This window comes from Acinetobacter sp. YH12086 (assembly GCF_013419345.1).
Lineage (GTDB): Bacteria > Pseudomonadota > Gammaproteobacteria > Pseudomonadales > Moraxellaceae > Acinetobacter > Acinetobacter amyesii.
The window spans coordinates 210,023-233,728 of record NZ_VPAF01000001.1 but is presented as its reverse complement, the minus strand read 5'-3'; the positions used below and the strand labels follow the sequence as shown (position 1 = coordinate 233,728).

Here is a 23,706-nt window from a genome sequence, read left to right as displayed (position 1 = left end):
AGCGTTTATAAATAATATTTTGACTGCTTTTTTTACATGCAGACAAACCTTTTCTGGCATTTTCCTGTCACTTTTTTTGCTAGAATCAGCAACACGATTTGTTAACGTACACCTGTGGTTTTGAACGAAGAGACAATATAAATATAAGGACTTTTTCTAAATCCAATTTTCATCAAAACAGTGTTTTTCGTTTAGCAGCGCACAAATTTTTATTTTAAGGTATTTCGTTTCATGCAAGCTGATAATTCCAAAGTTGACCTTTCAACGCTGACCCCAATGATGCAACAGTACATGTCAGTCAAAATGCAAAATCCGCATTCACTGATGTTTTATCGGATGGGTGATTTTTATGAGCTCTTTTTTGAAGATGCGCATAAAGCAGCAAAACTTTTAGGAATTACACTAACACATCGTGGTAAAGCCAATGGTGAGCCTATTCCTATGGCGGGAGTCCCGTACCATGCAGCTGAAGGCTACTTAGCCCGCCTTGTAAAAAAAGGTGAAACGGTGGTGATCTGCGAGCAAATTGGTGAGGTAACAGGTAAAGGTCCAGTTGAGCGCGGCATTGTTCGTATCATTACCCCGGGGACATTAACGGATGATGCACTAATTGCCTCTCATCAAAGTTCAAATTTAGTCGCGATCTGCTTACAACAAAATCAGATCGGGATTGCTTTACTAGACCTCAGTGCAGGTATTTTCAAAGTTCAGCAAATGGACTATCAGCTGGAACAATTAGCAATCGAACTTTCACGTTTAATGCCGAGCGAAATTTTGATTGATGAAGATCTTATTGATCCGAATATTGTCGAGCAAATTAAACGTCAATTAGACTGCCCTGTCACTAAACGTCCAAACGTCGACTTCAATTTAAATAACGCACAAAAAACGCTGTGTGACCAATTTGCAGTTGCCACACTTTCAGGTTTTGGTATTGACCATTTACCTTTGGCGAAAGCTGCCGCAGCGGCTTTGATTCACTATGCAAAAGTGACTCAAAAAACTGCTTTACCCCATATTCGCAGCATTCAACTCGAACAAAGTAGTGATTTTGTCGCGCTCGACCCCGTCACTCGTCGTAACTTAGAACTGATTGATCCCCTATTTGAACATGGTACTTCCCTGTTCCAACTAATCAATGATTGCCAAACTGCGATGGGTGGCCGTCTATTAAGTCGTACCTTAATGCAGCCTTTACGAGATACCGCTTTATTGGATGCACGTTTAGATGCATCACAAGCGATGCTGCAAGGCTATCATGAGTCTCCGATCCGCTTAGTTCTCAAAGAAATTGGTGATATTGAACGTGTGCTATCTCGTGTAGCTCTCGGCAGTGCTCGTCCACGAGACCTAGTTCAGTTACGTCAAACTTGTGCACAAATTCCCTATCTTCGACATGCACTTGAACCGATCATTCAGGCACATCAATCTAAGCTGATCGCTCAGTTAAATGATGAAATGGGTGATTTTCACGGCTTACATGAGCGTCTCATGTCTGCCATCGTAGAAAACCCGCCAGTGCTTTTACGTGATGGAAATGTGATTGCCGAGGGTTTCGACACTGAACTTGATGAACTACGTAAAATTCGTGACCATGCGGGACAATTCCTCATTGATCTTGAAATTAAAGAGCGTGAACAAACCGGAATTTCAACCTTAAAAATTGGTTATAACCGAGTTAGTGGTTACTATATTGAACTGACTCGCGCACAAGCTGAACAAGCACCTGATCATTATATTCGCCGCCAAACCCTTAAAAATGCTGAACGCTACATTACCCCTGAGCTGAAATCCTTTGAAGATAAGGTGCTTTCAAGTGAGTCACGTGCATTAGCGCGCGAAAAAATGCTTTTTGAACTATTACTCGATGAATTACGTGCAGATATTGGCAACTTACAAATGATGAGCGCCGCTATAGCGCAAATTGATTTACTGGCTAATTTTGCCCATCAAGCTCGATTACGCAATTGGTCACGTCCTGAATATAGCCCTGAAGTTGGGATCAAAATCAAAGCCGGACGTCACCCTGTTGTGGAATCTCTGAGCAAATCGGCATTTACCCCAAATGATACCAGTTTGGACTTTAATCACCGTATGGCGATTATCACAGGGCCAAATATGGGCGGTAAATCGACCTTTATGCGCCAAACTGCCTTAATCAGCTTATTGGCCTACTGTGGTAGCTTTATCCCTGCCCAATCTGCCGTATTAGGGCCGATCGATCGGATATTTACCCGTATAGGATCTGCCGACGACTTGTCTACAGGCAAATCAACCTTCATGGTGGAAATGACTGAAACCTCACAGATTCTACATCATGCGACCAATCAATCATTGGTACTGATGGATGAAGTTGGGCGTGGTACGAGTACCTATGACGGCTTATCTTTGGCGTGGGCATGTGTACTCGATCTCACGCGTCGTATTAAATGTTTATGCCTATTTGCAACGCATTATTTTGAACTCACCGAGTTAGGCAAAGACGCTAATATCGATAACTATCATGTGACTGCTCGTGAGCTAAATGGCAACTTGATCCTATTACATAAGGTCCAACAAGGCCCTGCGAGTCAAAGTCATGGTCTACAAGTGGCAAAGCTTGCGGGGATTCCTGCAGCTGTGATCAAAGAAGCGCAAAACCGACTTCGTATTTTAGAAACTCAACAAAAACAGCAACTCAATACTGCTGTACAAACCGATCTATTCTCGGCACTCACAGAGCCCGAAGTCATTGAACGCGTGGTGGAAGTTGAAAAAACATCGCCCGTACTTGATGCCTTAGCAGATTTAGATGTAGATAACTTAAGTCCACGTGAAGCATTACAACAGCTTTATCTCTTAAAGGATTTACTTAAGATCTAATTGAGCAGAAGCGATAGATGAGATATGCAAAGAACACCTATGAAGGTGTTCTTTGCATTGACACCATTGAAACGCGTAAATTAGTGAATGTTTGCTATTTACTTATGCGGCTACTCAGCAATAAATTGATAAAAAAATTAGTGTTCTAAAATGTTTCATGCTTAAAATCCACATTAAAAATATTGTTCGATAAACAGATGTAATTTAATCAGTTTTTGAGTATGATTCTCATTCATTGTGAAATTTACATAAATTGTTCAGTTTTTAGTGATTTTAACAGCACTGCATATAATAATTATCAATAAAAGGAATTGTTAGTTACCCTATTTTTTGCCTAAAATACACCATTAGTTTATTAGAACCATATTTTTTAGGTAGCTGTCGCCATGACCTTTGTTGTCACTGAAAACTGTATTAAATGTAAATATCAAGACTGCGTAGAAGTTTGCCCTGTTGACTGTTTCTATGAAGGTCCAAACTTCCTTGTTATTAATCCAGATGAATGTATCGACTGTGCGCTATGTGAACCTGAGTGTCCAGCTAACGCGATTTTCTCTGAAGATGAGTTACCTGAAGGTCAAGAAGTATTTATCGAACTTAATACTGAACTTTCTCAAAAATGGCCGAACATCACTCAAATTGGTGATCAACCTGCCGACCGTGAAGAGTGGAACGGTAAAGCTGATAAATTACAATATCTTGAAAAGTAATTTTACGCCTTCATGAAAAGATCAGCACATGCTGATCTTTTTTTATACTTAAAGCACACATTTCATTGCAAATTATTCAAATTTTCTCAATCAAATTGGATTAAAATAGAACGAGTTTATAAATAATTGATTTCTATAATGAAGCATTTACTCAAGGGATTATTGTCCGTTGCAATATTCCCTCTTGTTTTCATTGGTTGTACAACTACACCACAAAAACAAGGTCACACTATTACAACTCCCGACGGTAAACGTATTTACATACCTCAAGAAAAAGTGACGACCATCAGACAAGCCCCGCCTAAAGTGGTGCCTTATGCATACAACTCATGGGTCGCGTCTGTTGATAATTTACGTCGCGTTCGAGACTATGAAGTCTTTTTAGAGAAAAATGGTGTAGGCAATATCATCCCTTCATTTGAGCTGATGCGTACTGCACGTGATTGGCAAAAATGTGGTCGCTCAGAATATATGGTGCCTAACCGTGAATTATGGCAAAACCAAATTGCGACCTTACGTGTCTTTAAATATTTAGTTGCTGCAAATATCTTAACGGACTTTGAAGTGACTTCGGTTTATCGTGATTTGCCTTTGAACCAATGTGCCGGTGGTGCAAGTTCATCTCGTCACCTATATAACTCGGCGATTGATTTCCGTATTGGACCTGCGTACCCGCAGCCCGAAGACTACAGTTATATTGAAAATACCAAGTTCCGTTTATGCCAATTTTGGTCACAACACGGGCAGAGTCTCAATATGGGATTAGGTTTATATGCCAGCGGACAAATTCATATTGATACTCAAGGCTACCGTACTTGGGGGCCTGATCACTCAAGTCGCTCATCAATGTGTAATTACTAAAACATTACATCGTCATATCAAGACCTCTTCGGAGGTCTTTTTTGTACATAAAATATTCAAATATAGAACAATAAATTGCGATGTTGGTGGAAAGGTTTAAAATGCTTGCATCAATCACGAGGTGCGACAACATGCAACAAATGTGGACAGACATTGATGCTTACATCGATTCACATTTAATTCCTGAAGATCCAATATTGACCCAAACACTTCAACATACGGATGAACGTGGCTTTCCTGATCATCTTGCTGTAGCGGCTAATCAAGGCATGCTGCTTCAAATGTTAATCCAAATGAACAAGTGTAAACGCGTTTTAGAACTTGGAACTTTTGCAGCCTATAGCACCATGTGGTTAGCACGTGCATTACCTGAAGATGGTTACATTCTGACCATTGAAGGTCGTGATACACATGCTGCCCTCGGTCAAGAAAATATTGATAATGCAAAGCTTGCACAAACGATAGAACTGAAATGTGGTCGTGCGGCAGATATTTTACGTGCCCTTCCTGAAGATACCGAACCTTTTGACTTTATTTTTGTCGATGCAGACAAACAGAGCTACCCTGAATATTTAGAATTAAGTTTAAATTTATCTCATTCAGGTACAGTGATTGTTTTAGACAATGTAATTCGTGCAGGTGAGATTCTAAATGCTGAAAACCATAAACCCAGCATTGAAGGTATCCGTGATATGTTCAAAGCCATGCAAAATCATCCGAAAATTTTATCTTGCACAGCACTTCAAACTGTTGGTTGCAAAGGTCATGACGGTTTTGCAATTGCAATCGTTAAATAATCTCAATCGAGGTGTTTTTTAAACACCTCGAATAAAGGTACAAAAAACAATCAATATAATATTTTATTTTAAAAACAATTACTTACAAACACTACACACAGAGTTATCCACAATTTTTGAGGATAACTCTGATTATTTTTAAATCAACAACTTATTATTTATTTACTCGTAATTGTCCGTCTATTAAATCAACTCTGTTCGTTTGCTCAACTTATTTTACAACCAACAATGGAACACTGGAATTTCTGAAAATACTGGTAGTGATACTGCCCAAGAAGAACTGATGGATTTTACTGTGGCTAAAAGCGCCAAGTACGATTAACTGAATACCATGCTCTTGTTGATAGTCCAGAATATTTTCCGAAACATCGCCATAACGGTATTCTGTCACCACATCGAGACCGGCATTGGTTAAATAATTTTTTGGATCATCCAAGATTTGTGGGTGATCTCCAACATAAACCAAATGACATTGTAAGAGTTTGAGTAGATCACTTTGTGCCACACGCTTCATTAACTCAACGCATTTAGGCGAATATTCATAGGCAAAAATAAAGCGAGTCGGTGGTTTAAACGTTGGTCCTACGGTCATAACTGTACAACTTGCACCACGAATAAAGTTTTCAACATTACTACCCAGCGGCTTATTACGCTCTGCTGAACGTTCACCAACGCGACCAATTAAAACAATATCGTCATCTTGCAAAATATTAAAACTTTGCTCTAAGAAGTCACCCTTTTCCTGAATATGGGTGGTTTGAATACCATGCTTATCTTGGATCATTTCAGAAATGTGTTTGAGCAAGTTATTACTATAATCTAGCGCTAAATCACTTTGTTTTTGTTCTAACTCCGCGAGTTCTTTTAAGAGCATGGCATTACTTTCAAACCCAATCACGCCGCTAATTTCACCTAAGTGATAACTTGCCGGATAGTAATCAAGTATTTGCAGTAAAACCAACTCACGGTGAGTTTGTTTAGCAACCCAAGCAGCAGCATCAGCTAGTGCATTAATGCATGGAGAAGAGTCGATACAGGCGATAACTCGTTTCATGATTAGCCCTCGTTTTATTATTGCTTGGCTATAAAATGTTGTTTGTTATTTTTAACTTATCACAACTCTGTTTCACTGTGCATGCATTTGTGTAAGCATAAAAAATATTTATGACCTATTTGGCGATTATTTATTCACGATATCGAATGAATTTTGCAGGATTTCCCGCAATGATTGCACGCGCTTCGACATTTTTCGTCACCATACTGTTCATGCCGACTACAGCCTGCTCAGCAATGTGAATACCATCCTTAATTCCAACATGCGCCCCTAACCAAACATCATGCTCTATCTCAATCCCTTGTGATCGTACAGCCTGCTGATAGATCGGTTGATTGACATCCATTCCATGATCAAAAGCGTATAAATGGCAATATGCCGCCATACGAACTTGATCATGAATTTTTATGCCCACGCGCCCACCATCTAAAATACAGTGATGATTGATCGCCACTTCATTGCCAATTTCTATTGGGCCATGCAAAGTGCAATCTGCTGCAATAAAGCTGTTATCTCCAATAACAATCTTACGTCCCGGTTCGGCAAAAATATGAGCCAAGGGCGATATAAAACAATTTTCACCAATTTCCACAGTTTCCATCGATTTGAGATAGTCTTGATATTCCTGTTGCCAAGCTTCAGCCCAACCACGATTTTTCGGTTTGAGTGACCAATACAACCAAGGCATATAATTCAGACGATGCTTATGTTGCTCTCGATATTTCAATAATGGATCTATTTCATTCATCTTCAGCAGCCTCAACGATATGCAATTGTTCACGTCCGCGAGTTACATCTTGAATCTTTAACTGTAGCGGTTGGATTTGATGAATTTGCAATGATGCAAGTACATTTACGCCCTGCGCTGTATATTCTTCCTGAAATTCAATTTGCTGCTGATTGAGTTCGTATTGGAAAATTGCCCATTCATTAAACTGACAACTAAATTGCACTTTTTTCTTCTCAATGAGTTCAATTTTTTCAGCTTGTAAAAGGCATTGACCTGCACAGCCACCATAGGCGCGTACCAAGCCCCCAGTCCCGAGCTTAATTCCGCCATACCAACGATTAACCAAGACCAACACGTTGGTTAGGTCATTCCCTTCTATGGTTGCTAGAATGGGCCGACCTGCTGTGCCTGAAGGCTCACCATCATCATTAAAACGTACGGTATGTCCAATTTTCCATGCCCAACACTGATGTGTTGTTGAGATATCTTTATGGGCTTCGAGAAATTCTTTAACGGCTTGTTCATTTTCCACAGGAACTGCGATGGCTTGAAAACGACTTTTTTTAATGTCTTCTTCATATTCAAACTGTGCGGCGAGTGTAAATGGCATAACGTCTTTAGATCCTGTATCAAAGGATATTATAGCGTTTTTTGAAAGACTTACATCCACAAAAAAGCCCCCAATGCTGGAGGCTTGATTGGCACTGCGCTATTAACGTTCGCGAAGTGCTTCTTTTGCTTTATTGAATGGCTTGATTAAGTACTCAAGTACAGTTTTCGAGCCGGTACGGATATCAACTGTCGCCACCATACCCGGAGTGATACTAAAACTTTTACCTTCTTTATTGCTTAATTTATCACTATCTGTACGGATATAAACACGATAATAGAACTGATCTTGTTTCACTTCATCACGTAAAGTATCTGGTGAAATGACGGTCACTTTACCTTTTAGACCACCATAGATCGAATAGTCATATGCCGTAATTTTCACTAAGGCTTCTTGACCCGGACGAATAAAAGCAATATCTCGTGGTGAAATACGTGCTTCTACCAAAAGCTGTTCATCCAAAGGTACAATAGTCATCAATTTACCATTTTGCGGAATCACACCACCCAATGTCATCACATCAATCTCTTTGACCACACCACGAACTGGAGATTTAAAAACGGTACGGCTGAGTGTATCTGATTTGCCTTTCACCACTTGTTGCTGTGATTCAATATCAGTATTGGCTTTCGACAATTCTTCCCGTGATTTTACCAAATATTGGTTACGGACATCATTTAACTGATTTTGTAAGTCATTCGCTGAACGCTTTAAACGAAGTACTTCAACTTCACTTGCTGCCCCTTTAGCAACAAGCGGCTCAGTCATGGCCAATTCTTGTTGAACTAACACCAATGCCTGTTTTAAGCCGGCAACAGATTCTTCCAAGTTTGCACGACGTGAATGATATAAAGCTGTTTCTTCCTTCACTAAAGCTGGAATCTTTTGAACATCTTCAGGAAAGGTTAATGGTGTACCATTCACTTCTGCACGTAAACGTGCTGCTGTCGCACGTGATGCCACAAGTAAAGACTCGGTTTCACCAACATTTGATGCGAAGCGTGTTGGATCGAGTTGCGCAAGGACTTGACCTTGTTCAACAATTTGACCTTCCTTCACATTCAACTTAGTTAAAATCCCTCCCTCAAGCGACTGAACAATTTGTTCTTTCGAAGATGGAATCACTTTACCTGTCCCTGTAGAGACTTCTTCTAATTTAAACAACCAAGCCCAAACTAAAAGGATTGCCAGACCAATCGTAATAATCCAAATGATTAAACTCGATTTCGGTAATGGTGGCTCTTTAAAGCTGACTTTGGTCGAGCGTTGTATTTCTTGTTTATTTTCACTCATGATTTAAGCCCCAGCTACTTTTTTCTGAGCATTCTGATTCAGAATTTGATCACGAGGCCCATCCATGACAATTTTACCTTCATTCACCACAATAATGCGGTCAACCAACTCAAGTACCGCACGGCGATGTGTTGCTACCACCATAGTTCGGTTTTGTAAATAACCTTTTAAATGATCGATCAACTGCTTCTCAGATACGTCATCAATGGCTGCTGTAGGTTCATCAAGCAATAGAATATTTGGTTGACGAATCAATAAGCGTGCAAGCAACAAAGCTTGGCGTTGACCGCCAGAGAAGCCTACACCACCTTCTAAAATGATATGGTCTAGCCCTTCTTTTTTCTCTTGAACAAAGTGAATTGCACCCGTAATTTTCAGTACTTCAATCAATTGTTCATCCGTAGCCAACGGAGCACCCAAGGTCAAGTTTTCACGAATCGTACCATAAAATAACTGTGCATTTTGGTTCAATAGCCCCATATCACGGCGTACATCTGCGGGGTCAATTAAAGACAGCTCAATCCCATCTAATTTAACTTTGCCTTGTACTGGCGTTTGCATACCCGATAACAATTGGAGTAGCGTCGACTTACCAGCACCGTTACGGCCCAAAATTGCGATTTTTTCTCCAGCCTTAATTTCCAGTTTTGGAATTAAAAGACTTGGACGTGGGTCATCTTCACCATACTTAAATGACACACCATTGAGTTCATAATGACCATTAATTGATGGTCGATGAATAAGATGAGAATAATCCGGTTGATCGACAGGTTTCTTCATGAGCTCATCCAGACCGGCTTTTGCCACTTTAGCCTGTTGTAAACGACCTAATACCCCTGCCAGTGCAGAAATCGGTGCCAACATTCGTGAAGACAAAATCGAACAAGCCACCAAAGCACCTGTGGTCATTTCACCTTTCATCACAGCAAAACAGCCGACAAGTACAACAATTGCAAACGTTAGACCCTGAATTTTTTGCGTCCATGCCGACATTAAGCCTACAATTTTACGTTGACGCATGCTGACATCAGCAGACACTTCATTCATGTGGTTCCATTGGTTTTGGAAACGTGATTCAGCACGAAGTAATTTGATATCCTCCATACCTTGCACAGATTCAACCAATAAGGCATTACGAATCGAAGACTCGCGCATACCCATTTGTGCAAGTTTAGCCAATGGTTTTTGCGCCAAAACCCCTGGAATAATCATCAAAGGAACCACCAACAGCATAACCCAAAATAGATTGCCGCCAATTAACCAGAAGATGAACAGGAACAAGAAGAAAAACGGTAAGTCGGCAATCGCAGTAACAGTCGTCGAGGTGACCATCTCACGCACGCCTTCTAATTCACGAATCTGTGAAATAAAAGTACCCGTTGATTTTGAGCGTTCGCTATTTTTAATTCTTAATGCATGACCAAACACACGATCGGAAATTTTCAAATCGGCACGTTTACCAATAATATCCGACAAATAAATTCGTGAAACACGTAGTGCAAACTCAAATATCGCTGCAATTAACACCCCACCGGCAAGTACCCATAAAGTCGGTACAGATTGAGATGGAATGACGCGGTCGTACACGTTCATTGAGAACAAAATAGTGGCTAGGGCCAAAATATTCGCCATTAATGAAGCAAACATAATGTCGATGTAGCGTTTCCAGTCTTTTAAAACGATCGACCAGAACCAATTTTTTTCAAACGGCTTGATGTATTCATCGACACGTGCATCGGGTACAGATGACTCTGGACGCAGAATATATATATTGCGAACGCCATGGCTCAATCGTTCAATAGAGAAGACTTGAGATAGGCCTTCATCACCGCTTAGTTGAACACTGGCATTGCCGTCTACGTCGATGCGTTCTACTACACCCACTTCACCACTGATAAACTCGACCAATACCGGTAAGCGCCATGGATTGAGCAGATTTATGTCGTATTTGTTTTTACGAACACTTAACCCAATTTGGCGTGCCATCACTGCGACCAGTTCATCGGCATTTTTGTGTTGATCCCAATCCAACTGCAACCGTATACGTTCTTCAGAGGGTTCAATTCGATAATGCTTTGCAATATTCAGAACCGCTTGTAGCCACGGTTGATAATTTATTGTATTACTCATGGCTGAACTTCAAACCCCTGAATAGATATATTATTAAGTTCATAAATATTTCGTGAACGCCCTGTCACTTGGATGTACTGTGCAAGTGCAGAGTAAATATCATATTGCGATGTCACAATTTCTTGTGCGGCACTATGTATGGCTTGCTCTGCATTCAGTAGATCGACAACCGTTCGAGTTCCTAATTTATATTGTTCTTGATACAGCTCTTTGGTTCTTACCGTTGTTTCACGGCGCTGCACCAATATCGACATTTGACGCTTTTTATTTTCGATTTGTTCACGAATCATTCGGACTTGATCAATCACATCCAAATACACTGTATTTACTTGTGCTTTTGCTGCTTCTTCTGCATAGCTTGCGGCACGTGTTTGCGCTGCAATTGCTCCACCTTGGTAAAAATTACTGGTCGCTTCCAACATGATTGAATTATATAAACCATCATCTTCGTCATTATTTGGATTGCGACCATTTACCGCCTGACTCAGACTACCTTTGACATTGAGGGTTGGATAAGCACTTAATTTTGACTGTTGCTTTTGTAATTTGGCAATTTCAACCCCAGCCTGCGCTTGCATCATGCTCGGAATCATCTTGAAGTCTGGATCCTCATATAAAGCCGCTGCAGTTAAGATCCGATCAGGTATCACCCAATTGATCTGACTTACATCAAAACCTAACAAGGTACGAAGTCGCTGTTGATACTGTCGAAGTTGAGTTTCTTGCACGATTAAATTTGATTCTGCAGCTTCTAAATTTGACTTGGCTTGAATAGGGTCTGCTTGACTACTGATCCCTGCGGTTGCACGTAAATTAGCAATCTCAGCAATCCGACTCACACCGGCAATTTGCTGCTGCGCAATTTTAGCCACTTCTTGATATCGTTTAATGTTGATAATTGCATTTGCAACATCAAAAGAAACTTCATCTAAATTTACAAGTACATTAGCCTGCTCTTGTAACATTTTTGCTTCTTCGATACCAACAGCACTTTTGGTTTTACCAAAGTCATATAACATCTGCGTCGCATTTAAAGATACCAACTGACGTCCACGCTCGCCTTTTGTCAGATCTGCGGTACTTAATCCACCTGAAATTTGGGGATAATATGCAGCATTCGCAAGGTCAATATTGGCGTTTTGCGATGCGACTGTAGCAATACTTTGTGTGATTTCTGGACGTCTTTGGACGGCGATATGTATCGCATCAATAAAACTTAGATTCTTCGCTACTGTGTTTGGATTATAGCTGCCTTGTTGCGTTCGACCATAAGCAACGGCTGGCATTTCTTGGACACGTGAGGTATCTAAATTATATTTACTGAGTTCTGTGATGTTAATTTTTTCGGCAGAAGGTTTCGGCTTATTAGGTAAAAAAATCTTATCTAATGTCTTTTGAATGGTACTTTGTGCAGTGCCGGTATCTGCTGCATACACTGAACCAATGGAAAAGGGTAATAATAATATACAAAAGAAATTGCACTTATTTTTACGCGGACGCCCAACTTCTGGACCATTCATCTTTCGTAATCGCATGATTTTTGCAGGTCGTATTTTTAGTTTAAAGTATACTGAATTCTTGTTAATTTTTTAGATTAATCGCTCAGTTTTTGTCATTTCAGACAATAACATAAACCCGCTGAATGAAACTAGCGCCATTCAACGGGAAATTTCTTATTTTATTCAATTAAACAGTAAAATCATCACCAAGATAAACTTTACGTACCGTTTCATCTGCAAGGACTTCTTCTGGAGTACCTTCTGCAATCACTGAACCTTCGCTCACGATATAAGCATGCTCACAAATCGCAAGGGTTTCACGCACATTATGGTCGGTAATTAATACACCAATACCACGATCTTTCAATGTTCGGATAATGTCTTTAATATCACCCACTGAAATAGGATCGACCCCTGCAAAAGGTTCATCGAGCAACATAAATTTAGGGTCTGCCGCTAACGCACGCGCGATTTCCGCACGACGACGCTCACCACCCGACACACTCATACCAAGAGAATCTTTAATATGAGTGATTTTAAAGTCAGCAAGCAATTCCGTTAGACGTTGCTGACGTTGTTGCTTATTTAGATCTTTACGGGTTTCTAAAATCGACATGATATTTTCAGAAATCGTTAATTTTCTAAAAATAGATGCTTCTTGAGGTAGATAACCAATACCTTTACGTGCGCGCTCATGCATTGCCAAGTCAGACAAATCAAGATCATCTAAATGAATCTCACCTTTATCCATACGCACTAGGCCAACAACCATATAGAAACTTGTGGTTTTACCTGCACCATTTGGACCAAGTAAACCCACAATTTGACCACTTTGCATGCTAAAGGACACATCCTTTACCACCCAACGCTTACTATAGTTTTTAGCTAAATGTTTAATACATAAAGTTTGAACTTGCGAGGTTTGCTCCATTAATCACGTGCTCCTGGGAAGGACTTAGTGCTTGACGGTGGAATCACGATTTGAACACGACCCGAAGAAGATCCAGATTTATTTGGTGTACCTTCAGCTACGATATCGCCTTTATTCATACTGTATTTCAGGCTATTACCACGAATACTTGCACCATCTTGTTGTAGCAAAGCACCACCCGTCATGGTGATAATACCCGTTTCAGCATTGTAGACGATCTTCTGTGCTTGGCCTTTTGCATAGCCTTTGGCAGGGTCAGTTTTTTGTTGGAAATGTGCTGGCCCACCCGTTGCTGTAATCGTACTGATCTCTTTTTTGCTGTTTAAGTTCGCAACGATTGAGTTTGCCTGAAGCTTCATCGTACCCTGTTCAATGATGACATTACCGGTATATGTCGTAATCCCAGTTTTTTCATTAAATGTTGCACGATCTGCAACCAATGAAATCGGTTGATTACGATCTGAAGGCAAAGCAAAAGCTGCAACCGAACATAACGCCAGTGAACCGAGTAGCGCTGTACGTTTTAGGAAAGTTTTTGCAGTTTTTCGATTAAAATTATGGTTCATACTTTCCTCGAATATTAAAAAATTCGTATTGACCGTCGTTTAAATTTGCTTTTAAACCTTGGCTGACAAATTCGGCTTGTGGTGAAATCACCGTTACAGTCTTGTCCGTTTCTATTTCACGCTTTTTTGGAAAAGCAGTTAGTTCCTCAGTACGAAACTCCATTTGCCCTTCACGCATCAATTTCGTTGCAACCACATTGTCACTCAGTACGACTTTTTGGTTATCATCCATACCATTGGCTTGTTTAGCAAAGAACGTGGCATCGACAGCACCATCTTGATAGGTCGATGCTTTCAGATTGACCAAATGAGACGTTTGCTTTTGCAAATCCTGCTCAAGTCGATCGACTTGCGCACGAATATGCAATTTTCCCTGCTCATCAGTCTGCGTCAGGTTAATGTTTTCAGCTGAGTAAGTCATACTTTTCGAAGAGTCCGCCTGAAGCTTATTACCCTTTCCACCGAAATAGTAAAAACCACCGCTTACTGCAGCAATGACCACAGCTGTCACGTATAAAACTTTAGTATCCATAAGCGGAGATTCAATCCAATGACTGCATCAATTTATTAATAAGGTGCACTTGCATATTTTTCAAGTAGTTCCTGATATACACCTTTAGAAACTAAAAGCATATCGCAGATTTCACGAACAGCACCACGTCCACCCATCGCCTGAGTAACAAGATCTGCACGGCGACGTACTTCTAAATGTCCATTCGGTACGGTCACTTTCATCCCTGCAATAGCAAAGGCTGAAAGATCGGGCCAATCATCGCCCATATATAGGCAATCTGAAGGATCAATACCAAACTGTGCGCAGGCTTCAGTCAAGGCAACGCCTTTATCTTCACGACCTTGAAAAACCAAGTCCACACCTAAGTCAGACATGCGTTTTTCAACAATATTACTTTTACGGCCAGTAATAATGATGACTTTGATACCCGCTTTTTGCACCAACTTCATGCCTAAGCCATCTCGAATATCAAAGGATTTGATTTCATCGCCGCTATTGGTCAACGTTACAAATCCATCACTTAAAATTCCATCTACATCCAGTACTAGTGCTTCTATGTGACGCGCTTGTTCTAGCAATACATACGATGCCATTTTCTTAATTTACCCCAGCCTGAATCAGATCATGCATGCTGATAATCCCAATCACTTTATTGACATCATCAACAACTACAAATTGTGTAATTTTCTTTTCGTTCATACGTTCTAAAGCATGTACCGCGCGTTCTTCTTGTGAAATGGTCAAAGGATTTTTAATCATCACTTCTGAGACTTTCATATTCACATCAAAGCCTTGCTGTTTATCAATCAAACGACGTAAGTCACCGTCAGTAAAGATACCCAATAAGGTATCGTTTTCATCGACAATCGTGGTGAGACCCAAACGTTTATTTGAAATTTCATACAGAACTTTATTCATTGGTGTCTCTGGCGACACTTTTGGTAAGTCTTCACCTGTATGCATAAGATGTTTTACATGCAATAACAAACGTTTACCCAACGCTCCAGCAGGATGAGAACGTGCGAAATCATCTGAAGTAAAGCCACGTGCATCCAATAATGCAACTGCAAGTGCATCACCTAAGGCTAATGTTGCAGTGGTACTGGAGGTCGGGGCTAGACCCAAAGGGCATGCTTCTTGAATATTACCCAAGGTCAATGCGACATCAGCATTTTGTGGCATTGGGCCTTTATTGTCGCCACTCATGGTAATTAAAGGAATGCCCAAATGTTTGATCAATGGCATGAGCATCATAATTTCATCACTCTTACCTGAGTTTGAAATTGCAATGAGCACATCACCTTTAACCAACATGCCCAAATCACCATGTCCAGCTTCACCCGGATGCATGAAGAAAGATGGCGTACCAGTCGAGGCAAATGTAGCGGCCATTTTACGACCGATATGACCCGATTTGCCCATACCTGTAATCACTAAACGCCCTTTGCACTGTAAAATGATTTCGCAGGCTTGGCTAAAACGATCATCTATTTGCGTCGCTAATACTTGTAAAGCATGCTCTTCAATACGCAAAGTTTCTAATGCGACTTTCTGAAAATCGACTTGATTCGGCATATTTGGTGGATTCAAAGTTGTTATACCTTAAGCCGTGAGAGGTGCGCTCTCACTTTCAAAATAAAAAATTTTCACAATTTTATCATATCTATGCAAATAGCACGTTTCCAAATGTATAAGAATTCATGAATTATGCAGAAAAGATGCATTTCTTCTTTTTTATCTTAGGAACAGATAAATTGAATTCAACTCTCAAATGAAATTCAGCCCGAATCAAATGAGCCTTCAACTTCTTTTTCCAGCAGTACAATTACATCAAGCATTAAAAAATATCTGCTTTTTTGGGTTTTAACTTTATGAAAAAAAATGCTTAGGTTAAGATGAGCCATCTTTTGGTAGAAACAATTTGAAGACCTATGCAACCTTTTGTTCTATATAACTCAGAGCAACGTAAAAAAGTAGAATTCGTACCTCGCAAAGAAGGACATATCGACATGTATGTCTGTGGAATGACTGTGTATGACTACTGTCATATTGGTCATGCTCGAGTTATGGTTGCATTTGACTATATTATCCGTTTCCTGCGCAGTCAGGGCTGGAGCGTTAAATACGTTCGAAACATTACCGATATTGACGATAAGATCATTGCCCGTGCCAATGAAAATGGCGAAAGCATTACTGCTTTAACCGACCGTTTTATCAAGGCCATGAACGAAGATGCTGCCAATTTAGGTTGTGCAGCACCTGATGAAGCACCACGTGCAACAGACTATATCGATCAAATGCAGAATATGATTGGCAGCTTGGTTAACAAAGGTACAGCATATCCATCTGCAAATGGCGATGTTTATTTTGAAGTTGAAAAGTTTGCCAAATATGGTCGTCTTTCGGGTCGTAAACTTGACGATATGCAGGCTGGTGCTTCTGAACGCGTTGATGTAGAAGTAGAAAAGAAACATCCTTTTGACTTCGTGCTTTGGAAACATGCCAAAGAAAATGAACCTTCTTGGGCTTCGCCTTGGGGCAATGGCCGTCCGGGCTGGCATATTGAATGTTCAGCGATGTCGACCTGCTGCTTAGGTAACCATTTTGATATTCATGGTGGCGGTTCAGACTTAACTTTCCCGCATCATGAAAATGAAATTGCGCAATCTGAGGCATCTACTGGCGAACAGTATGTTAATTACTGGATGCATGTCGGCTTTATTAATGTCGATGGCGAAAAAATGTCGAAGTCTTTAGGTAACTTCTTCACTATTCGTGATGTGATGGATAAATTCCACCCTGAAGTGATTCGCTTCTTTATTGTGTCATCACATTACCGTAGCCCAGTAAACTTCTCTGACACTGCTTTAAAAGAAGCGAAAAATACCCTTTCCCGTTTCTATCATTCATTTAAAGCTTATCAGCAAGTCTATGGTGAAAAAACCGTAGAAACTTTGGATGATGCTTTAGTTGAGCGCTTTAATGCCGCTATGCGTGATGATTTCAACACCGCAGAAGCAATTGCGGTATTGTTTGAAGTCAACAAAGAATTGAACCGTGCCGTAAAAGATGAAAATGCTGAACAAGCGGCTGTGTATTATTCGACATTGCGTCACTTGACCAATATTTTAGGTTTGGTTCAACACAATGTTGATGAATTTTTAAAATCAGATATCGGTCAGGAAGCATTAGGCTTATCAGAAGAACAGATTGAAGATTTAATTCAACAACGTAAAGATGCGAAAAAAGCCAAAGAATTTGCCAAAGCAGATGACATTCGTCAATCTTTACTGGATCAGGGCGTAGTTCTTGAAGATACACGTCAAGGTACTATTTGGCGTCGCGCTGATTAATTAAGCAAACAGAAGCATAGAGAGTTGACAGTTGCGTGAAATTCTCTATAATTCACCTCATTGCGGGAATAGCTCAGTTGGTAGAGCATAACCTTGCCAAGGTTGGGGTCGGGAGTTCGAGTCTCCTTTCCCGCTCCAGAATACGAAAAACCCTCATCGAAAGATGAGGGTTTTTTTATGTCTAAATCTTTCTTCAAAGGCTTATTTTTATATGTATTTACTCATGTTATGCACATGAAAGCCATTTCACATTTTTAAAATAATATTTAAATCTGACGAAGTCTTACATTTAGGGATTAAATACAGGGATTAGCTTTCGGCTGGAAGTACTCTTACGAAACGTTGTTTCTCATTCGGCAAAATGAGATGCGAAGCTTCGCAAGGAAACCATCTTGCGGTGCAATGCACCTCACAGACAAAACTCGTTCACTACCGTCAAATTATTCAAAGTATTAAAAAACATTTTGATTAGAAGTCGTCCTGTCTCAAACAATTGCGGATGACATTACTGCGTATCTTTATTATTTGAAGCAAAGTACGCTTCTGATGTTACTGCGTAACATCTGTTATTTATCGTATTGTAGCGACGTTAATAGGCCTTAATTTCCTCTCAAAGATTAAGGCTTTCCTTATTGCAATATGACCTTTCGCCTACCTGTTAAAAAATAATCTGATGAAATGCTCATCTCGCCAATTTTCCTCAATTTTTCTCCATAATTTTCCGTTATTCTTTGCCAAAATTACATTTGGACAACCAAATAATGCACGGCGTGCACACCACACTCAAACTGACCAGCTTAAGTTACGCATTAATTACGATCTCAACATCAATTTGGGCCGCAGATACTGTTCAAAATCCTCAAGAATCTGCAGCAGTTCAGCAAATGGAAACTTTAACATTTGAAGTTCCAACAGCAAGCACTAAGCCCAAAGACCCAGATATCAGTGCTGTCGCAAAAACCATTATAAGCCGTGATGAAATGTTGAAATTTGGCGATCAGTCAATCAATGATGCGCTGCGCCGTGCTGCAGGGTTTCAACTACCCGGTGCTGGCGTTGGTCCACGTGGTGGTGCAGGTGCTGGCGGCATGCGCTTTCGTGGTGGTGGCGCACCCGTTTTCTTAATCAATGGTGAACCTGTACAAGGTGGTCCTCGTGGGGGCATGTCAGTTGTTGATAGCATTACACCGGAAATGATCGAACGCCTTGAAATCACCAAACAACCAAGTGTAGCTCAAGGCTCGGTTGCTTCATCTGCTGTCATTAATATTATTTTAAAAGAACCATTGAATGGCACGCGTTTGAGTGGTTCTGTACGTGCTGGTTATGGTCTAACAAAGTCAAATACACGTGAAGAAGAACGCACTAATTTAAACTTTCAAATGGATGGTCGTTCAGACCCTTGGATCTATAGTTTATCTGGGAGCCAAATGTGGAATGATTCAGATACGCTCATCCGTACACAAGATGCAACAGGAACGAAAACTCAAAAACGCATCACCAATCGTACGTCGCAAATGCTGACCCCACGTGTTGAATATCAACTTGATGATCAACAAAAACTGGTCGCTGAAATGTTTTATCGCAACAATGAAAGCGAAGGCACAAGTGGCTCCCAAGTCCAAAAAGATAAAAATGACAGTATTCGACTCAACACACGATATGAGCGTAAAGACCAAGGTAATTCCGACAAAATTCGCTTATCAATTGAGCAGCAAAATGAAACAGAATTAACAGAGTATAGAGATTCCCAATCATATATTGATGAAAAAATTAATGAATATGGTTTAGGCTACGACGGTGTCCGAAAGTTCGATTCAAAACGCCAAATAAAATTTGGTACCGACCTACGAAGCAATGAACTTGAAAGCAATATTGCAGAGACCTTAGATGAACAATTGTATGCTGCTTATGTTGAAGGAAGTTGGAAATATACGCCGCGCCAAACCTTAACTTTAGGTGTACGCCAAGAGTGGATTGATCGTTCAGGTTTAGTGGATTATCAAGATCAGCATTTAAGTCCTGTATTAGCACACCGTTTTGACTTTAATGACCAATGGTCACTCCAAACCAATTTGAGTCAGGCTTTTAAAAACCCACGTAGCAATCAATTGATGCCGACTGTTTCAGTTTCTACAGATAGCGATGCAGGGACACTAAACAACCCTGACCGTGGGGGTAATCCTGACTTACGACCTGAAACTATTAATGCTTACGAAACAACCCTAGGTTATAACACCCCTGCTGGCGGCGTAAATATCACTGCATATTATCGAGAAATTAATGACTATATCGAAAAATCGATCCTGTCAGAAAATGCTACGGGCGGTCGTTGCGAAACAGGAAATACCGATTGCCGTTTTGTCGAACGTCCTTATAACCAAGACAGTGCAACCACCTATGGTGTGGAAATTGCTGGACGTTATGCACTAAAGCAAACGGAGAATGGTCATTCATTTATGTTGAATGCTCAACTTTCAACTGTACGTGCAAAAATTGAAGAAGCTGACGGCTCTGACCGTTTGGCAAGCGATGTTGCACCTTATACCGCAAGTGCTGGTTTATCTTATAACTATCAACCGTGGCGTATTGCAACAAGTGTGAACCTCAATTATACCCCTGAATATACACGTGCGCTGAGTAAGGAACCTTACAATCGCACCAGCAATGAACGTGTCAACATGGATGTCAGTTTTACTAAACGCTTTGATCAAAATTGGTCTGCATCAATCAATGCACGTAATATTCTCAGCTCAGATTATAAAGAAGTGTTAAGAGAACAAAGTTCTGGCGCGCTATACCAATCTCGTATTAATGAAGCAATTCCAAGCTTTATGTTTACCTTAGAAAAGAAATTCTAAACCGTTTCTAAGAGACTTCTAAGAGATTTAAAATAAAAAACCGATACGGACAACGAATCGGTTTTTTTATGCGTACACGACCGCAAACTAGCGCTCAATTGCCTTCAACATTTTCGCAATTTTTAGGGTATGTTCCTTCCGCCCTTTTTTCTCTAAGACCTTTTGCTCAACCCACCATAAATATTCAAAAATTTCTGATTCACTTGAATCCTCTTGAATTAATTTAAAAATATTGGGCAAATAATCATCATATTCATCACGTAAAGCAGGAATACGGCGAATCCCTAACGGGTCCCATTCCTTCAATAAAATTTTATGTATCGCATGCAAGAGACTGGCATCTCGATTATGTTTTGACTGCATACAAGTTCCCTGGCTTATATTTTTTTACTTTTAAAATCAGTTATCTAATTATGTGATGATATTAAAAGAAAAATGAACTGTTGTTTGTCGAAGATTTCATCATACGCATCTCTAAACGCTTTTCCATTGGTTTTTCATCTTTTTTTTATACTAAACCAAAGCTTTATCAAAATTTCATGCACTTTTTCTCATAAATTTTACCAATAAAGCCTTTCTGGAATCCCCTAATTCACAATACAAAGGTTTTAAATGCTAAGTTCAACGATCGAACCTAATCATTCAAAGAAAAAAAATATGCTTCAGCCAACTTCTATATTTATCTCTTTTCGCAATTGTGAAAAATTTACAGTTTTCCTTTTTAATCTCCGACAATTCAAGCTACATTCTATTTTGAAATTTTAATCCTGAAAAATCCCTATGAGTACTGCATTAAACGAAACCATTTACGTCATTCAACACCTTGCATTTGAAGATTTGGGTTCATTGGAAGATGTATTTTATCAACTGGGTTATCGGGTGAGATACTTCGAAGCTGGTATCGATGACCTCAGTAAAGCTATGCAACATACAGGGCTTACCATCATTTTGGGCGGCCCGATCGGAATTTATGAAACTAATGACTACCCCTTCCTACAAAAAGAAATAGACTTACTTAAAGTACGTTTAGAGAGTAATTTACCGACTTTAGGCATTTGCTTAGGTGCTCAGCTAATTGCGCATGCATTGGGAGCGAAAGTTTATGCAGGTCATAGCAAAGAAATCGGTTGGAGTAACTTAGAACTTGATGCTATTGCTGACAATATATTAGCGCCATTAGATCAAGTGCCTGTACTGCATTGGCATGGTGATACCTTTGATTTACCTGTAAATGCACAGTTACTCGCCAGCTCAGCAATTTATCCAAATCAAGCGTTTAGCTATGGGCCCAATATTCTAGCTCTACAGTTTCATATTGAAGCAGAAACACAGGCCATGGAAAAATGGCTAATTGGGCATACATGTGAACTGCATAAAGCACAAATTAACATCCCAAATTTACGCATGGAAAGCCAACAACATGCACCTCATTTAGAACGTGTTGCTCCCCTTATTTTGCAACAATTCTTACAACAGCTTGAGCTTTAAAACAGCTATTAATTTAAAGCTAAATGGCTTATAACGGTTGCACTTCAAAACGTATAAGCCATTAGAATGACTCCCTTACTCAGCATTGCGCTCATCCACTTTTTTGCTCTCATCAGCCCAGGCCCAGACTTCTTTTTTGTCACTCAAAGTGCTATTCGACAATCCAGATCACATGCATTATTTGCCGCATTAGGTATATCACTTAGTATTTTAGTTTGGTCAATTTGTGCAATAAGTGGCTTACATTTTCTATTTCAAAAAATGGCTTGGTTACAACAATGCCTCATGATTTTGGGTGGCTTATATCTTTTATATTTAGGCTCTCAGTTATTAAAATCTGCATGGAGTAAAGACCTCGGCACAATAACGAAACCAACCGAGCAAGCTGTACAGAAAAAATCGCCTTTGACGCTGTTATTCCAAGGTTTCTTGACCAATATGGCCAATCCTAAAGCATTGGTTTATTTCAGTAGTGTATTTTCCATTGGGATCAGTGCAAAGGTCAGTATTTTTGATCAAAGCTCTTTATTGGCTTTAGTCTTTATTGAAAGTTTGATTTGGTTTGCATTGGTTGCGGTCTTATTCTCAGCACCTAAAATGACCCATTACTATCAAAAATTTAGTAAAAAAATTGACGCCATTACCGGTGGAATCTTCATCAGTTTTGGCTGCCTGTTACTACTCAATCGCGATTGATCACACACCAGTTAAATAAGACATAAAAAAGCACCCAAATGGGTGCTTTCCTAACTTAGCTGAGGGAGCTAAATCTTATTTCGCTGCTGCCTTTGCTGTAGATACAGCGGCTTCAGTCGTAATATTTACCGTAATTTTGTCGCCTACATTCGGTACATATGCACCAACACCAAATGCTGAACGATCAAAAGAAGTCGTTGCATTGAAACCAATCGTTTCTGCCTTAGTCATTGGGTGAACGGCTTGCTTGTTCAATACAGCATCCAATACCACTGGTTTAGTCACATTTTTAACTGTTAAATCACCCGTGATTTTGTATTTAGTTTTGCTGATGGCTTGAACTTTTGTACTTTTAAACGTGATATTTGGATATTTTTCAGCATCAAAGAAATCAGCTGTTTTTAAATGATCATCTAATGCTTTGACATTGGTATTTAAGCTCGATAATGGAATCGTCACATTCACAGACGAATTTGCAGGTTTTGCATTATCGACATTGATTGTCCCTTGAATGTCACTAAAGTTTGCAGAAGGCGTTGAGAAACCAAAATGATTCCAAGTAAATACTGTTGCTGTATGAGTAGGATCAATTTGATAGGCAACAGGTTTTGCCATAGAAATTGTTGTAACTGATGCTACCGCCAAACCGATTGTTAATGCTTTAAAGTTCATGTTTTTATCTCACTTTCGAATACCATTAAGTCTATAGATTTTTAGCCGTATTACAGCTTTAAAGATAAAACGTTTTGTT

General features: G+C 39.9%; 21 protein-coding genes and 1 tRNA gene. 9 read left to right on the top strand and 13 right to left on the bottom strand.

The features are described from left to right. Window positions 1-231: 231 nt before the first annotated feature. From mutS to FTU29_RS01185, 4 genes are all read left to right on the top strand, one after another. The gene (mutS, locus tag FTU29_RS01200) at window positions 232-2,862 is read left to right on the top strand and encodes a DNA mismatch repair protein MutS (protein WP_180119901.1); all 2,631 of its coding nucleotides are present in this window, start codon (window positions 232-234) and stop codon (window positions 2,860-2,862) included. Between the two features lie 386 nt (window positions 2,863-3,248). Next, on the top strand, window positions 3,249-3,572 hold the full coding sequence (gene fdxA / locus FTU29_RS01195; protein WP_004651686.1) for a ferredoxin FdxA: 324 nt from the start codon (window positions 3,249-3,251) through the stop codon (window positions 3,570-3,572). A 138-nt stretch (window positions 3,573-3,710) separates the two neighbouring features. Continuing rightward, window positions 3,711-4,433 (top strand): D-Ala-D-Ala carboxypeptidase family metallohydrolase, encoded by a 723-nt coding sequence (locus FTU29_RS01190; protein WP_078188751.1) that lies wholly within the window; start codon window positions 3,711-3,713, stop codon window positions 4,431-4,433. A 131-nt stretch (window positions 4,434-4,564) separates the two neighbouring features. Beyond that, the gene (locus tag FTU29_RS01185; protein WP_078193558.1) at window positions 4,565-5,230 is read left to right on the top strand and encodes an O-methyltransferase; all 666 of its coding nucleotides are present in this window, start codon (window positions 4,565-4,567) and stop codon (window positions 5,228-5,230) included. Between the two features lie 211 nt (window positions 5,231-5,441). Here the strand turns inward: FTU29_RS01185 and FTU29_RS01180 are convergent, their stop codons facing one another. The 11 genes from FTU29_RS01180 to FTU29_RS01130 form a co-directional block, all read right to left on the bottom strand. Then, complete coding sequence (locus FTU29_RS01180; RefSeq protein WP_078193559.1) at window positions 5,442-6,284, bottom strand: universal stress protein; 843 nt, start codon at window positions 6,282-6,284, stop codon at window positions 5,442-5,444. Between the two features lie 130 nt (window positions 6,285-6,414). After that, window positions 6,415-7,032, bottom strand: a complete 618-nt coding sequence (locus FTU29_RS01175) for a DapH/DapD/GlmU-related protein (protein ID WP_180102636.1) — start codon at window positions 7,030-7,032, stop codon at window positions 6,415-6,417. Next, a complete protein-coding gene (locus FTU29_RS01170; RefSeq protein WP_180119899.1) occupies window positions 7,025-7,624 on the bottom strand; it encodes a YigZ family protein in 600 nt (199 codons plus the stop codon). Before FTU29_RS01170 ends, FTU29_RS01175 begins: the two co-directional genes overlap by 8 nt. 102 nt (window positions 7,625-7,726) lie before the next feature. After that, window positions 7,727-8,917 (bottom strand): HlyD family type I secretion periplasmic adaptor subunit, encoded by a 1,191-nt coding sequence (locus FTU29_RS01165; protein WP_078193562.1) that lies wholly within the window; start codon window positions 8,915-8,917, stop codon window positions 7,727-7,729. Between the two features lie 3 nt (window positions 8,918-8,920). Beyond that, on the bottom strand, window positions 8,921-11,047 hold the full coding sequence (locus FTU29_RS01160; protein ID WP_180119897.1) for a type I secretion system permease/ATPase: 2,127 nt from the start codon (window positions 11,045-11,047) through the stop codon (window positions 8,921-8,923). Continuing rightward, entirely contained in the window at window positions 11,044-12,567 is a 1,524-nt protein-coding gene (locus FTU29_RS01155; protein WP_180120351.1) for a TolC family protein, read from the bottom strand. The genes FTU29_RS01160 and FTU29_RS01155 overlap by 4 nt, the downstream gene beginning before the upstream one ends. Window positions 12,568-12,733: 166 nt before the next feature. Beyond that, window positions 12,734-13,477, bottom strand: coding sequence for an LPS export ABC transporter ATP-binding protein (gene lptB, locus FTU29_RS01150; protein ID WP_078188759.1), 744 nt, complete (start codon window positions 13,475-13,477; stop codon window positions 12,734-12,736). Further along, window positions 13,477-14,043 carry a lipopolysaccharide transport periplasmic protein LptA gene (gene lptA / locus FTU29_RS01145; RefSeq protein WP_180119896.1) on the bottom strand — a complete coding sequence of 189 codons (567 nt, stop codon included), beginning with the start codon at window positions 14,041-14,043 and terminating at the stop codon, window positions 13,477-13,479. The genes lptB and lptA overlap by 1 nt, the downstream gene beginning before the upstream one ends. Then, window positions 14,033-14,575, bottom strand: coding sequence for an LPS export ABC transporter periplasmic protein LptC (gene lptC, locus FTU29_RS01140; protein WP_180027055.1), 543 nt, complete (start codon window positions 14,573-14,575; stop codon window positions 14,033-14,035). Before lptC ends, lptA begins: the two co-directional genes overlap by 11 nt. Window positions 14,576-14,610: 35 nt before the next feature. Then, window positions 14,611-15,150 carry an HAD family hydrolase gene (locus FTU29_RS01135; RefSeq protein WP_078188762.1) on the bottom strand — a complete coding sequence of 180 codons (540 nt, stop codon included), beginning with the start codon at window positions 15,148-15,150 and terminating at the stop codon, window positions 14,611-14,613. A gap of 4 nt (window positions 15,151-15,154) precedes the next feature. Continuing rightward, the gene (locus FTU29_RS01130) at window positions 15,155-16,132 is read right to left on the bottom strand and encodes an SIS domain-containing protein (RefSeq protein WP_078193567.1); all 978 of its coding nucleotides are present in this window, start codon (window positions 16,130-16,132) and stop codon (window positions 15,155-15,157) included. 356 nt (window positions 16,133-16,488) lie between these two features. Here FTU29_RS01130 and cysS point away from each other — a divergent pair, with 356 nt between their 5' ends. The 3 genes from cysS to FTU29_RS01115 all read left to right on the top strand — a co-directional run bounded on the left by cysS (window position 16,489) and on the right by FTU29_RS01115 (window position 20,771). Next, a complete protein-coding gene (gene cysS, locus FTU29_RS01125) occupies window positions 16,489-17,910 on the top strand; it encodes a cysteine--tRNA ligase (RefSeq protein ID WP_180114022.1) in 1,422 nt (473 codons plus the stop codon). A 62-nt stretch (window positions 17,911-17,972) separates the two neighbouring features. After that, a tRNA-Gly gene (locus tag FTU29_RS01120) sits at window positions 17,973-18,048 on the top strand. Between the two features lie 623 nt (window positions 18,049-18,671). Beyond that, complete coding sequence (locus tag FTU29_RS01115) at window positions 18,672-20,771, top strand: TonB-dependent siderophore receptor (RefSeq protein WP_180119894.1); 2,100 nt, start codon at window positions 18,672-18,674, stop codon at window positions 20,769-20,771. Between the two features lie 87 nt (window positions 20,772-20,858). Here FTU29_RS01115 and FTU29_RS01110 read toward each other — a convergent pair whose 3' ends face one another. Further along, window positions 20,859-21,134, bottom strand: a complete 276-nt coding sequence (locus FTU29_RS01110) for a hypothetical protein (protein WP_168377639.1) — start codon at window positions 21,132-21,134, stop codon at window positions 20,859-20,861. Window positions 21,135-21,551: 417 nt separating this feature from the next. Between FTU29_RS01110 and FTU29_RS01105 the strand changes: the two genes are divergently transcribed. Both FTU29_RS01105 and FTU29_RS01100 read left to right on the top strand, forming a co-directional pair. After that, entirely contained in the window at window positions 21,552-22,259 is a 708-nt protein-coding gene (locus FTU29_RS01105) for a glutamine amidotransferase (RefSeq protein WP_180119892.1), read from the top strand. Between the two features lie 66 nt (window positions 22,260-22,325). Beyond that, on the top strand, window positions 22,326-22,955 hold the full coding sequence (locus tag FTU29_RS01100; protein ID WP_180023833.1) for a LysE family transporter: 630 nt from the start codon (window positions 22,326-22,328) through the stop codon (window positions 22,953-22,955). 75 nt (window positions 22,956-23,030) lie between these two features. On the opposite strand, the gene FTU29_RS01095 is transcribed toward FTU29_RS01100, so the two are convergent. Then, window positions 23,031-23,627: a YceI family protein gene (locus tag FTU29_RS01095; protein ID WP_078188771.1), complete on the bottom strand. Its 597-nt coding sequence runs from the start codon at window positions 23,625-23,627 to the stop codon at window positions 23,031-23,033. Window positions 23,628-23,706: the final 79 nt, after the last annotated feature.

Coding starts and splice junctions, on each gene's coding strand:
- mutS (WP_180119901.1), top strand. CDS start 232: ATGCAAGCTGATAATTCCAAAGTTGACCTTTCAACGCTGACCCCAATG.
- fdxA (WP_004651686.1), top strand. CDS start 3,249: ATGACCTTTGTTGTCACTGAAAACTGTATTAAATGTAAATATCAAGAC.
- FTU29_RS01190 (WP_078188751.1), top strand. CDS start 3,711: ATGAAGCATTTACTCAAGGGATTATTGTCCGTTGCAATATTCCCTCTT.
- FTU29_RS01185 (WP_078193558.1), top strand. CDS start 4,565: ATGCAACAAATGTGGACAGACATTGATGCTTACATCGATTCACATTTA.
- FTU29_RS01180 (WP_078193559.1), bottom strand. CDS start 6,284: ATGAAACGAGTTATCGCCTGTATCGACTCTTCTCCATGCATTAATGCA.
- FTU29_RS01175 (WP_180102636.1), bottom strand. CDS start 7,032: ATGAATGAAATAGATCCATTATTGAAATATCGAGAGCAACATAAGCAT.
- FTU29_RS01170 (WP_180119899.1), bottom strand. CDS start 7,624: ATGCCATTTACACTCGCCGCACAGTTTGAATATGAAGAAGACATTAAA.
- FTU29_RS01165 (WP_078193562.1), bottom strand. CDS start 8,917: ATGAGTGAAAATAAACAAGAAATACAACGCTCGACCAAAGTCAGCTTT.
- FTU29_RS01160 (WP_180119897.1), bottom strand. CDS start 11,047: ATGAGTAATACAATAAATTATCAACCGTGGCTACAAGCGGTTCTGAAT.
- FTU29_RS01155 (WP_180120351.1), bottom strand. CDS start 12,567: ATGAATGGTCCAGAAGTTGGGCGTCCGCGTAAAAATAAGTGCAATTTC.
- lptB (WP_078188759.1), bottom strand. CDS start 13,477: ATGGAGCAAACCTCGCAAGTTCAAACTTTATGTATTAAACATTTAGCT.
- lptA (WP_180119896.1), bottom strand. CDS start 14,043: ATGAACCATAATTTTAATCGAAAAACTGCAAAAACTTTCCTAAAACGT.
- lptC (WP_180027055.1), bottom strand. CDS start 14,575: ATGGATACTAAAGTTTTATACGTGACAGCTGTGGTCATTGCTGCAGTA.
- FTU29_RS01135 (WP_078188762.1), bottom strand. CDS start 15,150: ATGGCATCGTATGTATTGCTAGAACAAGCGCGTCACATAGAAGCACTA.
- FTU29_RS01130 (WP_078193567.1), bottom strand. CDS start 16,132: ATGCCGAATCAAGTCGATTTTCAGAAAGTCGCATTAGAAACTTTGCGT.
- cysS (WP_180114022.1), top strand. CDS start 16,489: ATGCAACCTTTTGTTCTATATAACTCAGAGCAACGTAAAAAAGTAGAA.
- FTU29_RS01115 (WP_180119894.1), top strand. CDS start 18,672: ATGCACGGCGTGCACACCACACTCAAACTGACCAGCTTAAGTTACGCA.
- FTU29_RS01110 (WP_168377639.1), bottom strand. CDS start 21,134: ATGCAGTCAAAACATAATCGAGATGCCAGTCTCTTGCATGCGATACAT.
- FTU29_RS01105 (WP_180119892.1), top strand. CDS start 21,552: ATGAGTACTGCATTAAACGAAACCATTTACGTCATTCAACACCTTGCA.
- FTU29_RS01100 (WP_180023833.1), top strand. CDS start 22,326: ATGACTCCCTTACTCAGCATTGCGCTCATCCACTTTTTTGCTCTCATC.
- FTU29_RS01095 (WP_078188771.1), bottom strand. CDS start 23,627: ATGAACTTTAAAGCATTAACAATCGGTTTGGCGGTAGCATCAGTTACA.